Source organism: Gammaproteobacteria bacterium (assembly GCA_028819075.1).
Classification (GTDB): Bacteria; Gemmatimonadota; Gemmatimonadetes; order Longimicrobiales; family Gaopeijiaceae; genus BD2-11.
The window spans coordinates 82,497-95,224 of sequence record JAPPMM010000018.1 but is presented as its reverse complement, the minus strand read 5'-3'; the positions used below and the strand labels follow the sequence as shown (position 1 = coordinate 95,224).

Annotated in this window: 14 protein-coding genes; 9 read left to right on the top strand and 5 right to left on the bottom strand. The window is 67.2% G+C overall.

The features are described 5' to 3' along the window. The first annotated feature begins 160 nt into the window (after window positions 1-160). Entirely contained in the window at window positions 161-2,164 is a 2,004-nt protein-coding gene (locus OXU32_04265; GenBank protein ID MDE0073183.1) for a S9 family peptidase, read from the top strand. A gap of 102 nt (window positions 2,165-2,266) precedes the next feature. Here the strand turns inward: OXU32_04265 and OXU32_04260 are convergent, their stop codons facing one another. From OXU32_04260 to OXU32_04250, 3 genes are all read right to left on the bottom strand, one after another. Further along, window positions 2,267-2,431: a hypothetical protein gene (locus OXU32_04260; protein ID MDE0073182.1), complete on the bottom strand. Its 165-nt coding sequence runs from the start codon at window positions 2,429-2,431 to the stop codon at window positions 2,267-2,269. Window positions 2,432-2,519: 88 nt separating this feature from the next. After that, window positions 2,520-2,927, bottom strand: a complete 408-nt coding sequence (locus tag OXU32_04255) for a hypothetical protein (protein MDE0073181.1) — start codon at window positions 2,925-2,927, stop codon at window positions 2,520-2,522. 30 nt (window positions 2,928-2,957) lie between these two features. Continuing rightward, a complete protein-coding gene (locus OXU32_04250) occupies window positions 2,958-4,220 on the bottom strand; it encodes a DEAD/DEAH box helicase (protein ID MDE0073180.1) in 1,263 nt (420 codons plus the stop codon). 54 nt (window positions 4,221-4,274) lie between these two features. On the opposite strand from OXU32_04250, the gene OXU32_04245 reads away from it, so the two are divergent. Beyond that, window positions 4,275-4,787 carry a low molecular weight phosphotyrosine protein phosphatase gene (locus tag OXU32_04245; protein MDE0073179.1) on the top strand — a complete coding sequence of 171 codons (513 nt, stop codon included), beginning with the start codon at window positions 4,275-4,277 and terminating at the stop codon, window positions 4,785-4,787. Here OXU32_04245 and OXU32_04240 read toward each other — a convergent pair. Then, window positions 4,741-5,925 carry a pyridoxal phosphate-dependent aminotransferase gene (locus tag OXU32_04240; GenBank protein ID MDE0073178.1) on the bottom strand — a complete coding sequence of 395 codons (1,185 nt, stop codon included), beginning with the start codon at window positions 5,923-5,925 and terminating at the stop codon, window positions 4,741-4,743. The genes OXU32_04245 and OXU32_04240 overlap by 47 nt on opposite strands. Before the next feature lie 183 nt (window positions 5,926-6,108). Here OXU32_04240 and OXU32_04235 point away from each other — a divergent pair, with 183 nt between their 5' ends. From OXU32_04235 to OXU32_04220, 4 genes are all read left to right on the top strand, one after another. Then, on the top strand, window positions 6,109-6,690 hold the full coding sequence (locus OXU32_04235) for a DsbA family protein (GenBank protein MDE0073177.1): 582 nt from the start codon (window positions 6,109-6,111) through the stop codon (window positions 6,688-6,690). 65 nt (window positions 6,691-6,755) lie between these two features. Continuing rightward, window positions 6,756-7,058 (top strand): hypothetical protein, encoded by a 303-nt coding sequence (locus tag OXU32_04230; protein MDE0073176.1) that lies wholly within the window; start codon window positions 6,756-6,758, stop codon window positions 7,056-7,058. A 2-nt stretch (window positions 7,059-7,060) separates the two neighbouring features. Next, entirely contained in the window at window positions 7,061-8,689 is a 1,629-nt protein-coding gene (locus tag OXU32_04225) for a DEAD/DEAH box helicase (GenBank protein MDE0073175.1), read from the top strand. A gap of 75 nt (window positions 8,690-8,764) precedes the next feature. After that, on the top strand, window positions 8,765-9,745 hold the full coding sequence (locus OXU32_04220) for a potassium channel protein (protein MDE0073174.1): 981 nt from the start codon (window positions 8,765-8,767) through the stop codon (window positions 9,743-9,745). 3 nt (window positions 9,746-9,748) lie between these two features. Here the strand turns inward: OXU32_04220 and OXU32_04215 are convergent, their stop codons facing one another. After that, on the bottom strand, window positions 9,749-9,955 hold the full coding sequence (locus OXU32_04215; protein ID MDE0073173.1) for a hypothetical protein: 207 nt from the start codon (window positions 9,953-9,955) through the stop codon (window positions 9,749-9,751). A 302-nt stretch (window positions 9,956-10,257) separates the two neighbouring features. On the opposite strand from OXU32_04215, the gene OXU32_04210 reads away from it, so the two are divergent. The 3 genes from OXU32_04210 to OXU32_04200 all read left to right on the top strand — a co-directional run bounded on the left by OXU32_04210 (window position 10,258) and on the right by OXU32_04200 (window position 12,684). After that, window positions 10,258-10,512 (top strand): hypothetical protein, encoded by a 255-nt coding sequence (locus OXU32_04210; protein ID MDE0073172.1) that lies wholly within the window; start codon window positions 10,258-10,260, stop codon window positions 10,510-10,512. Between the two features lie 521 nt (window positions 10,513-11,033). Next, window positions 11,034-11,945, top strand: coding sequence for a hypothetical protein (locus tag OXU32_04205; GenBank protein MDE0073171.1), 912 nt, complete (start codon window positions 11,034-11,036; stop codon window positions 11,943-11,945). Window position 11,946: 1 nt separating this feature from the next. Then, window positions 11,947-12,684, top strand: coding sequence for an ABC transporter ATP-binding protein (locus OXU32_04200; protein MDE0073170.1), 738 nt, complete (start codon window positions 11,947-11,949; stop codon window positions 12,682-12,684). The last annotated feature ends 44 nt before the right edge of the window (window positions 12,685-12,728 follow it).

Sequence of the window (12,728 nt, the reverse complement as noted above, 5' to 3'; positions counted from 1 at the left end):
GACCCGGAATGTGGGGGCACCCGAGGCGCGGGAGCAAATGCCCGGACTCTCTGGCCCGCGAGTTTCGACTCCGGTAGCTTTCGCTTCTGTTCCCGAGTTTCTCAAAGGCTCAAGAGTGCGCTTGCTTTTCCGGAGGATGAAGATGGTCCGCGGAGCCCGAATGATCCCGCTGTTTCTCCTGCTCGCCTTCGCGCCCCAGGTCTCCGCCCAGGAGGGGGAGGTGCTGTCGCTCGACAAGTACCTGGACTGGGAGTGGGTGGCCGATCCCCGCATCTCTCCCGACGGCAGCCGGATCGTGTACACGCGGTCCTGGGTGGACCAGCAGGACGACCGCAGGGCCTCGTCGGTGTGGGTGATGAACGCCGACGGCTCGCGGGCCCGCTTCCTGCTCGAGGGATCGAGCCCGCGCTGGTCGCCCGACGGCACCCGCATCGCCTTCCTCAACGACTCGCAGATCTTCGTGCGCTGGATGGACGCCGAGGGCGCCACCACCCAGATCACGCGCCTGGAGGAGAGCCCGTCCGACATCGCCTGGTCGCCCGACGGCACCCACATCTCATTCGTCATGACGGTTCCGTCGGACGAGCGCTGGGCCATCGACATGCCCTCGCCGCCCGAGGGGGCGAGCTGGACCGAAGCCCCCAAGATCGTCACACGGCTGACCTATCGCCGTGACCGCCGGGGCTACATCGACGACGGCTTCCAGCACCTCTTCCTGGTGCCCGCGGAAGGCGGCACGCCCCGCCAACTCACCGACGGCGACTGGAACCACTCCGCCCCGCAGTGGATGCCCGACGGTTCGGAGATCGTCTTCCAGTCGCTGCGCATCGAGGACTCCGAGGACATCGACCAGACCTGGCGCGAGTCCGAGATCTACGCCGTCAACGTGCGCTCGCGCGCGATTCGGCAGATCACCGACCATCGCGGCCCCGACGGCAGCCCGGTCCCCTCTCCCGACGGCAGCCTGATCGCCTACCAGGCCAACGACTGGTCCGACGACACCTACGTCGAGACCGGCCTCTACGTGATGAACGCGGACGGCTCGGGCTCACGGCTCATCGCGAGCGAGCTGGGGCGCCGGCTTTCGGGCGTGACCTGGGCCCGCGACGGCAGCGGGGTGTACTTCACCGCCGCCATGACGGGCAACTCGAACCTCTGGTTCGCCCCGGTGAATGGCGAGCCGCGCGCGGTGACCAGCGGGAACCACATGCTCGCGGTCACCACGGTCGACGAGCGCGGCCGCGCGGTGGGCACGCTCACGAGCTATCACGAGGCGGGAGACGTCATCTCCTTCGCGCTCGACAGCCCCGGCGACATCCGGCAGCTCACGCGCGTGAACGACGACATCCTGGCCGACGTCAGGCTCGGCGATGTCGAGGAGATCTGGTACAAGTCGGTCGACGACTTCGACATTCAGGGCTGGGTCATCAAGCCGCCCGACTTCGATCCCTCCGAGCGCTATCCCCTCATCCTCGCGATCCACGGCGGACCCCACGGGATGTACAACGTGGGGTTCAACTTCGGCTGGCAGAACCACGCCGCCAACGGCTACGTGGTGCTCTACACCAACCCGCGCGGCAGCTCGGGCTACGGCAGCCCGTTCGGCAATGCCATCAAGAACGCCTATCCGGGCAAGGACTACGACGACCTGATGAACGGCGTCGACGAGGTGATCGCCCGGGGCTACGTCGACACCGACAACATGTTCGTCTATGGCTGCTCCGGGGGCGGCGTGCTGACCTCATGGGTCGTCGGCCACACCGACCGCTTCCGCGCGGCGTCCGCCAACTGTCCGGTCACCAACTGGCTGTCGTTCGTCGGCACGACCGACGGAGCCACCTGGTACAAGAACTTCGAGCACTTCCCCTGGGACGACCCCTCGGAGCACCTGCGCCGCTCGCCGCTGATGTACGTGGGCAACGTGACCACGCCCACCATGCTCATGACCGGCGAGATGGACCTCCGCACGCCGATGGCGCAGACCGAGGAGTTCTACCAGGCGCTGCGGGTCCTGAAGGTCCCGGCGGCCATGGTGCGCTTCAAGGACGAATGGCACGGCACCTCGAGCATCCCCTCCAACTTCCTTCGCACCCAGCTCTACCTGCGCAGCTGGTTCGAGAGGTGGATGACGCCGATGCCGGTGACGGAGGACGGCGCGCGCTGAACGCGGATCAACATCAGAAAAGCAACGGAGCCCCGAGTTGATCCTCGGGGCTCCGTGTTCGTGTTGGTGTGTCAGCCCGGATCCCTCGCGGGATCGCGGGGATCACCCCGCGGCGGCCGTCCGTTCCCGGCGGGACCCGGTGGCCAGCGGGCGGGTTTCCTTGCCGAGCAGCCGTTCGCTCGCCGTCGGGCGGGTCTCGCGCCTGCTGGAAAGGGTGTAGTCCCTCCGTCCCTTGAAACGGGTGCTGGATCTGCGGATCAACATCATCAACCTCCTTGCATCTATGACTGCAGCGAGCCGCGTCACCCCGACGCGGTCCGCATGACTACCAATACGCCGGAATGCGGGATTGGATTCAACCGCGCCGGCGGAATACGCCGACCCGCAACGGAGGGTCGACCGTCCAGTGGAAGTAAAGCCGGTTGCGGCCGTCCCGGACCTGGTTCTGCTTCCGGTCGCGGGTCTTGGGATAGTCGACTCCCTGGGCGCTCTCAATGACCACCAGCCCCTCGCCCGCGTCGGCTTCGACCCGGCGCAGCTCGCGCTCGAGATTGCGCAGCAGCTCCTGCTCGGCCCGATCGTGGACCGGGCCATCCGCCTTGGCGGACAACTCCAGCGTCTCCACGGCTTCGTACTCCTCCGCAAAACCTTCGGCGCCCAGCGAGAGCCGCCGGTCGCGTCGGAACCCGATCTCTGTGAGGGCACGGGAATCGAAGTCGGGCTGGACGCTGTGCAGTCGGGTGCCGTAACGCTTCAGGATCATGAGTGGTCCGTTTTCCGGTTGGATGTCTGGCTACTGGGAGCTTCGCCCCAGGAGACGTTCCAGTTCCTCGGGCGAGAGCGTTTCCGCGGACTTCGACCCGAAGCCGCGCGCGGATCGGGGATGCCGCCGCCGGGCACCTTCTTCGCGCTGCTCGACCGGCGTTCCCGCGTAGTCGAACTCGGGCAGATGGATGCGCTCCAGGGTGCGTCCCAGCAGGAGTTCGATGGACTTGAGGTACGCCAGGTCCGGCGCGGTCAGGAAGCTGACCGCCGTGCCCGCCGCGCCCGCCCGCGCCGTTCGGCCGATGCGGTGGACGTAGTCGCCGGGGTCGAGCGGGATGTCGTAGTTGACCACGTGCGAGATGCCTTCCACGTCCAGACCGCGCTGCGCGATGTCGGTGGCCACCAGGACGCGCACGCCTCCGGTCGCGAAGCGGTCGAGCGCCCGCACCCGATGCCGCATCTGCCGGTCGGAGTGCATGACATCCACGGAAATGCCCTCGCGCTGGAGCCGGGTGAGCAGCATGTCGGCGCCCCGCTTGGTTCGGGTGAAGACGAGCACGTGGTTCCAGTCCGGGTCGGCCAGGAGCCGGACCAGCAGATCCTCCTTCTTCCCCGGCTTTACGGAGTACACCCGCTCGTCGATTCCCTCCGCGGTGGTTCCGGAAGGCGCCACCTCGATGCGCACCGGGTCGCGGGTGACCTGCAGCGAGAGGGCGTGAACGCCGTGCGGCATGGTGGCCGAGAAGAGCATCGTCTGTCGCTTCCTCGGCACCTTGCGGAGCACGCTTTCGATCTGCGGGCGGAACCCCATGTCGAGCATGCGGTCGGCCTCGTCGAGCACCAGAAAGCGGACCCGGGCAAGGTCGGCCTGGCCGCGGCGCATGTGGTCGATGAAGCGCCCCGGGGTGGCGGCGATCAGCTCCGTGCCGGTGTCGAGCGCGGCGCGCTGCGGCCCGTAGCCCACCCCGCCCACGATGGCGGCGCACCGCAGGGTCCTCCCGCGAGAGAGGGCAACCGCGTCTCCTAGCACCTGCTGTGCCAGTTCGCGGGTGGGGCAGAGCACGAGCGCCTGAAGACCCTCCCCCGGCACAGCGCCTTCCAGCACGGGCAGGAGGAAGGCCCCCGTCTTGCCCGTCCCGGTCTGGGCGATGCCTACGATGTCGCGGCCTTCCAGCCCCGGCGGAATCGCCCGGCGCTGCACCGGCGTCGGTGCGCGCCACCCCAGCGCCTCCACGGCGGCAAGCGTCTCGGGGGATAGGCTCATGTCCCCGAACGATGTAACTTCCGGCATCCCGCCGTCTTCCGCATTCATCCCCGATATCAGCCCCACGCGCTCTCCCAAAGCATGACGGATTCCGCCGTAACCTCAATACTTTTCGTGTGTCTGGGCAACATCTGCCGATCTCCCCTGGCGGAAGGCGTCTTCATCCATATGGCCAACCAGGCCGACGTCGACGTGCGTGTCGATTCCGCCGGAACCGGATCCTGGCACGTGGGCGAGCGTCCCGATTCGCGCGCCCTGGCGGTCGCCCGCGCACATGGCGTCGAGTTGCCGGGACATGCGCGCCGCGTGAGCGAGAGCGACATGAACGACTTCGACTACGTGATCGCCATGGACCGCAGCAATCTCGCACATCTGGCGGCGCTGCGGCGGTCCTCGCGCGGCTCCGCGCGACTGCATCTGCTTCGCGAGTTCGACCCGGAAGCCGGCCGCAACAAGGATGTGCCCGACCCCTACTACGGGGCCAGACGCGGGTTCGAGGAGTGCTTCCGGATCGTGGAGCGGTCGTGCCGCGGGCTGCTGGAGAGTCTCAACCACCCCCCAGCACACGCGCCATCCGCCGAATCGCCTCGCTGAGCAGGTCGTCGGAGGTGGCGAAGCTCATGCGCGCGTAGCGGTCGTCGCCGAACGCCGAGCCGGGGACCAGGGCGACGCCGGCCTCTTCCAGCATGCGGGTGCAGAAGTCGCTTGAGCCCTGACCGGGGCCGCAGGCCGAATCCACCCGGAAAAAGAGGTAGAAGGCGCCGCCGGGCTCCACGAAGGAGAGCTCGGGCAGCAGCTCGCCCATGAGGGAGACGACCAGGCGCTGACGCCGCTTGTAGGCTTTCGCCATCTCGGCGATGTCCCCGAGCGAGCGTTCCACGTTGCCGTAGGCTGCGAGCGCCGCGAGCTGGGACGGGGTGGCTGGATTGGAGGTGGTGTGGCTCTGGAAGGCGGCCATTTTCTTCGCCCCGGCTCCCTCGCAGTAGGAGAAGCCGATGCGCCACCCGGTCATGGCGAAGGCCTTCGAGACGCCGTCGATGAGCACGAAGGGACCCAGGTCCCCGGGATCCAGTTCCAGTAGCCCGGGCGCCGTCCCCGCGCCGGCGAAGTGGATGTGGCGGTAGATCTCGTCGTTGATCAGGCGAACGTCGTTGTCTCGGGCCCAGCGCGCCACCGCGGCGAGTTCGTCGCGCGTGTAGACGGCGCCGGTGGGATTGCTGGGCGAGCACATGATCAGGCCGCGGGTGCGCTCGGTGCGGGAGGCCTCGAGGTCCTCGGGACGAAGCAGGAAGTTCTTCTCGGGCGGCCCCTGGACGAAGACCGGCTCGGCGCGCGAAAGGGTCACCATCTCCGGATAGCTGGTCCAGTAGGGCGAGGCGATCATGACCTCGTCGCCTGGGCCGAAGAAGGCGAAGCATGCGTTGAAGAGCGCCTGCTTGGCCCCGGCGGTGACCACGACGTCGCTCCATGCCGCATCGGCGCCCCGGGCCACGAGAGACCTGGCGATGGCGGCGCGCAGTTCCGGCATTCCGGCGGCGGGGGTGTAGCGGGTGGCGCCCGCGCGCACTCCCTCCACCGCCGCGTCCACAAGCCAGGACGGAGTGTCGAAGTCGGGCTCGCCGGCGCTCAGGTCGATGATGTCGCGCCCCTCCGCGCGCAGGCGCTTGGCCAGCGAGCTGACGGCCATGGTGGCGGACGGCTGGAGTCGGGCGACGTTCTCGCTGAATGTCATGGGCGGCGGATCGATGGGGAGGGACGGTCGGCAGGGGGTTGCCCGGGGATGTTCCCGCCCGGACGCGCCACCAAGTTGCGCCGGAGAGCGCCGGCGATCAAGCGCCGAGGGGGCACGCCACGACCGGTCCGCCGGGCATTTGCCGCATTGCTGCACGTCGCGCGCGGGGCGAGATTCCGCCCCATGGAGGAAGCGGAGGTCATCTTCTATTTCGACTACGTCGATCCCGCGTGCTACCTGCTGGACCAGGCACTGCGCGTCCTGTTGCCCGACGGGGTGACGGTGGCCCGCCGCCCGTTCGAGCTGCACCGCCCGCCCCTGTCGCCGATCGATCCCGGGTCCGAAGCCTGGAGAAGCCGCTGCCATGCCGTTCAGAGGGGCGCCGCGGACTACGGGCTGGAGCTATCGATTCCGGGGCGGATGCCCTGGAGCCGCAAGGCGCACGAGTTGTCTCTGCACGCGCGCGCGAAGGGTTGCTGCGAAGCCATGCATTCCGCACTGTTCCGGGCGTTCTTTGAAAGGAAGGCGGACATCGGCCGCATCGACGTGCTGATCTCGCTCGCGGAAGAGGCGGGGCTGGACCCCACCGAGGCGAGAGCCGTACTCGATGTGGATCGCTACGCGGCGGAAGTCGAGGAAATGCGCGAGGCGGCGCTGCGCAGCGGAGTACGGGGACCGCCCACGGTCGAGGCGGGCGGGCGGAAGCTGGAAGGGCTGCCTGGCCGGCAGGAGCTGCTTCGCTTTCTCGGGGCGGCCGCCTGCTGACAGGACTCCATCCGGGGTGCGCGGGACCTCCCGATCCAACATCAACCTACAAGCGAGAGAGGCAGATGGCCGGATATCAGAGGAAGACGGCGCTTTCGCCGGCCGGAGTGATGGCGCGGGCCGAGGAGATCCTCCCGGACCTCGTCGGGCTGGCCCGCGCCCGGGGTTCGTCGCACGAGGCGACCTACACCGGCAAGGAAGGGACCCTTACGCTCTCGGTGCACCGCCACGGAATGTACACATCGGTGACCGCCTCGACGGATCGGCTGCGGACATCACGCATCGACTACGAGATCCAGAAGTTTCTCAACAACCTGCCCTACGAGCCGGGTGACAGGGGCGGGCCGGGATCCGGGGATCCCTCCTGACCGTGGACTCCTTCGGGGAACTCGGGCTCCCGCCGGAGCTGGTCGACGCCCTTGCCGCCGAGGGCATCGAGCGCCCCACGCCGCTCCAGCGGGATGCAATTCCGCTTCTGCGCCGCGGCAACAACGCGCTCGTGCGCGCCGGTCCGGGCAGCGGAACCCTGGTGGCCTACGGTGCTCCCCTGCTGGAGCGTATCCAGGCGGAGGCGACGGTGCCCAGGGCGCTTGTGCTCACCGCTTCGGCGACGGCGGCCGGGGCTCTTGCCACCTCGCTCGCCCGGTTGGCGACGGCAACCGGACACGCGGTGGCGGCGTTGGGCTCGCCGTGGGCCGCTCCGGAGCATTCCGACATCCTCTTCGCCACCGCTCCCGACCTCCTTGCGGCGGTGCGGAATTCGCGGCTGCGGCTGGAAGACCTCCGCGCGCTGGTGGTGGACGGAGCCACGACCATCCAGCGGTCGGACGGGCTCGAAGACCTCGAAACCCTGATTGGCTTCGTGCCCGCGACGGCGCAGCGTGTCGTGATTTCCCTGCCGGTCACCCCGGAGGTGGAAGCCTTCGCGCGTGCCCACGCGAGAAAGGCGGGGTACGTGGCGGGCTCCGGACTGCCGCCCGGCGCCAAGGCCGGCCCGGTGCACGGAATCCTGCACTACCGCATCTGCCGCAGAAGTGACGCGGATCTCGTGCGCACGGTGTCCGAAGTATTGGAGCAGGGCGCACGCCACGTGCTGGTCTTCTGCGCCTCCGACGATCACGCCGCGGATGTGGGCGACCTGGCTTCGCTGCACGGCTTCCGGGCGGGCGCTCCGGGGGATGCTTCCGCTCCGGTCTGGCTCTCGAGCCGGGTCGACGACACCGAACCCCCCCCTGCCCTCGAGGGGATCGCCGACGCCACCAGCGTGGCGACGTTGAGCGTCGACGTGCCGGCCGGCGCGGACGAACTGCGTCACCGGCACGGCCTGGGAGCCGCGGCCGCGGTGCTTGTGCTTCACCGCGAGGTGGCGCACCTGAAGGCGATCGCGGCAGAGACGGGCTATCGCCTGCGACCCCTTCCGACACCCCCTGAAGCCGACCCTCATTCCGAGCTCGAACGCCTGCGTTCCGAGTTGCTGCGCGTCCTCGAGGAAGAAGACCTGGCGTCGGAAATGCTGCTTCTGGACCCGCTGTTCGAGCGCCATGACCCGGTGGAGGTGGCCGCGGCTGCAAGCCGTCTGGCGGGGCGGGCGGCGAAAAACCCCTCGGCCTACCGCAGGCGAGCCGATGGAGAAGCGCGCCGGGGCGCCACCCATTCCGCGGATTCACCGGCCGCCGTCCAGCTTCCGGTTCGCGCCCAGGCGTGGGTGCGCCTGTTCGTGAGCGTGGGCTCGCGCGACGGAATCGGACCGGGTGACCTGTTGGGGGCCGCCGTGGACCAGGCCGGAATCGAGCGCGCTCAGGTGGGCAGGATCGAGATCCAGGAAACCTTCACCCGGGTCGAAATCCGGCAGCAGGTGGCGGAGAAGGTGGTGCGGGCCCTCAACGGGATCACTCTGGGTGGACGCGCCGTGCGTGTGGACTACCACCGCGAGCCCGCGCGCGGCCCCTCCCGGTCGAGAGGTGGCTCCGGCCGCCGGCGCGTCAAACCCGCGCCGTGATCCGGGATACGGCACCCCGCACCATCGGCGCCGCGTGACGTGGGCGCCTCAGTGAGCGGTTCCTTCTCGAGGCACATGGCCTGGATGGCCCTCTACTTCGTGATCGTGAATGTGATCGGGATCTGGGGGTACATGTTCTTCGAGGGATGGTCGTTCCACGACGCCCTCTACATGACCGTCATCACCCTGACCGCGGTGGGGTACCACGAGGTCGCTCCGCTCTCTGCCGCCGGGCGCAACTTCACCATGGGCCTGCTCGCCCTGGGGCTGACCGGACTCGGCCTATGGTTCGCCGCGATCACGGCTTTCTTCGTCGAAATGGATCTGACGGGCACGCTTCAACGACGGCGCACCATGAAAACCATCGCCAAGCTGAGAAACCACGTGATTGTGTGCGGATGCGGCCGCACCGGAATGCAAGTCCTCATCGAACTGGAACAGTCGGAGCTGGACTTCGTGGTCGTCGAAGTCGACCCGGAGAGAATTCGCTCAGTCCGCAGCAGATTCCCCAACGCGCTGGTGGTCGAGGGCGACGCCGCGAAGGACGAGGCCCTCGAGAGCGCCGGCATCCGCCACGCGCGGGGTCTCATCACGTGTCTGAGCGAGGACGCCGACAACCTGTTCGTGTGTTTGTCCGCGCGCGTCCTCAACGCCGAACTGACCGTGGTCGCGCGGGCCGACGACCCCGAGACCACCGCCAAGATGTACAGGGCGGGCGCGAGTCACGTCGTCAGCCCCAACGTCAGCGGCGGCGTCACGATGGCCGCGATGCTGGTTCGCCCGTCGGCGACGACGCTGCTCGAGATCGGCAACCGCCTGCAGGAACTGAATCTGCGCACGGACCAGGTCGCCCTGAGCGCGCGGGCGGCGGCGGCTGGGAAGACGCTCGACGCCACGCACATTCGCGAGTCGATGGTCGTGGTTGCCCTCCTGCGCGGAGCGGATCAGAAGCAGATCACGTTCAATCCGAAGGGGAGCACCACGCTCAAGGTGGGGGACGAGCTGGTGGTCATGGGAACGCCCCGGCAGCTGCAGCAACTGGGGCGCTGGACGTAGGGGCTATTCGTCGTCGCTGGTTCCGCAGCACCCGCTTTTCCGGAGCAGTTTCAAGACGAGCCAGACGGCTGCCGCGATTAGCAGCAGCTTGAAGCCAAAGGCGAAGGCCGCCGCGAGGAACCCCAGCAGCGGCACGACGATCACCCCCAGCAGCTTCAGAAGCAGGACCGCGGCGATTCCCACCGCGGACAGCTGAGCAAACGTCTTCATTTCCCTCTCCGTTCGTCGGGTTTGTGTCCGCCGCCGTACGTCCGGCTCTCGCTGAAGTTTCCGGGCCCGGCCGGGTCAAGGTAACGCCTCTCTACTGGCTGGACACCGGTGTGATGCGTCGATTCCGGCCCGAGCCCCGACGCCGGCGTGAGTCATCGACACCGGCCCGATTCATCGACACCGGCGCATCCGGCCATTGACTCGCCCGGAATCCGCGCTTCGGCACGAGACGTGGATGAGTGACCCGCGAACGCAGGCCGACAAGACGGCCGGCACAGTCGAATTCATAGTAGGAGAGAGGCATGATCCGAAGAACCAAACGACTCGTCCGCTCGACCGGAGCAAGCCTCGCGCTGGTGGTCGCACTGGCACTGGGAGCCGGACCGATGGTGGCCGCACAGGAGAGAGGATTCGCAGGGTGCCTGGTCGAAGCCGCGAGGGACTTCGTCGAATGCATGGAGGGGGCAGACGGCTTCTGGGACCGTGTCGGCTGCAGGGCCGTAGCGATTCTGGACGGGTTGGGTTGCGTCAGCGACGCAATAACTAACGCCTTCTGATCGAGCCTGTCGTGTTTCCGACCAGCGCGGGCCGGCGCGACTGCTCCCAGGCTCGGGAGAAACTCCCGGGCCTGGGGCGACTCGTGCTCTTCGGCCGCCGAAATGCCGTCCCGCCAACTCGTACTCCGGCATATGCTTCCATCTGACACCATGTGTTCCCACCCAGCCATGGCGTAGCCCTGCGGCGGGCAGCACTCTGGAAGGCGTGCCGGAACCGGCGTGCTGGCCGCCTGCATCCCGCGGCGTTTGCTGGCTGCGGCATCGCTCGGGAGAGAATGGCAAGAGCCTGAATTATTCACCAATAACAAGAAAGGATGTTCATGATTCCCAAGGCAGGAGGATCTGTAGCCGGATCGGCCGGATGGGTGGTCGGAATCGCCTTCGCGGCAGCCGCATCCGTTCTGTTCCTGAGCGTCGTACAGACATTACGGGACCGTCGCCCCATGGATGCACGGGGGGCTGCCAACGCTGACCGAGTAGAGGTCTACCAGGAGCGAAGACCCCTGGAGGTGCCTCTGGACGTGCCCCTCCTGGAGAATGTACTCTCCGCCACCGACGCGGTCTTTCACGATGGAGACTGGTTCGTCCTTGACGCGCGGGCCGCCCGGGTTCACCGCCTCGACTCCGCCGGGGCGTTATTGGGCAGTTTCGGCCGAAGAGGCCGCGGGCCGGGTGAATTCGGAGCACTCCCGGCTGCGATCGCGGCGCATGGCGATTCGATCGTGGTGACGGAGCGGACAAATAATCAGGTGAACTTGTATTCGCCCGAAGGCGCTGTGCTGGCCACCCGACTGGTTCGCCTCGACGCATGCCTTCTGCCCGAAATCCACGATCTCGCTTCCACGCCGCTCGGCCTTTTGCTGCTCGTCAGATGCAGAAGCGACGGAATAAGGACGGAGACACGCGTGGTCCTGGAGGCCGGGGACGGGTTCAACCGGACGGTGGCTGCGCGCCTTCCCCAGTCTGACGCGCCGGTCGTGCTCGACGCTCTCACTCCGCCGATCCTGAGCTTGCATCCCGAGGGATTCGTGTTCGGTAGCGCGCAAGACACATGCCTCGGCGTCTATCGGCTCGATGGAGAGGCGATCGAGTCCGTCTGCCATGACTGGCTCGCAGTGGTAGCGACACCAAGGGAATTGATCAGACAGATGCGTTCCACACTGTCCGCTCGGACAGACATGCGGTGGACGCTGCCTGAGCAGTTCTATCCCATTGCAGAAGTCTTTGTGACCCGCAACGGCATATGGATCTACCGCGTCCTGGCTTCCGATCAGCCCGAGAGTTATGAACTGATCGCACCTGGCCGACAAGACTCGATCAGGCTTCTCGTTCCCCGTGCGAGATACGCCTTTGTACATGAGGGGACGGCCTTGCTGGGCTGGGACGATCTCGAAGGCGTTCGGCTCACCACCTACGCGCTGGAGGGTCGCTGACATGGGTGCTACACAGGCGGATATCGTTGTCGACGGGGCGAGCGTATCCTACCGCAGATTCTCCCGACGTCGTCGGGTGCTGTCGAAGATCGACTTTGTCGCACGATCAGGTGAGATCACTGCGATCGTCGGCCCTAACGGAGCAGGGAAGACAACGTTGTTCCGTGTCCTGCTCGGGTTCTTGCCGGTCGACGCGGGGAAGTGCCTCATCGGTGGTTTGCCGCCCATGGAGTACCGGCAGCGGAAGGGAATCGCCTATCAGCCCGAGACGATTGACTTTCCGGGACTGTGGAACGCCCGGGATGTGCTCGGGCGCGGCGTCGACCTCAGCGGGATCTCGCCGGATGACCGGCATGGCGCGTTCCGGAAAGCCATCTCGCGAACCCGATTTGACGACGCCACCCTCTTGCGCCCCGCCCGACGGTACTCGAAAGGCATGAAGCGACGGCTGTCTTTGGCCTACGCCCTGATCGGTGAACCCACGGTCGTATTGCTCGATGAGCCTTTTGCGGGGCTCGACCCACCCGCACGCCACGCCCTTAGAGCAGAAATCATTGGCGCGCGGAATCGGGGAGCCACTGTGGTGCTGGCCAGCCACGAACTGGGGGAAGTGGAACGATTGGCGAACCGCGCCTTCGTTCTTGAAGATGGGACCATCCGTCCAGGCCCCGTCCTCAGCCCTGGCGACGCTCCCGCCGACACGATACTGGAAGCTGAGTTTACGGGAACTGGAGAATGATTATGTATATGCCCTTGAGCAGACGAGTCATCCTATTGGTTCGG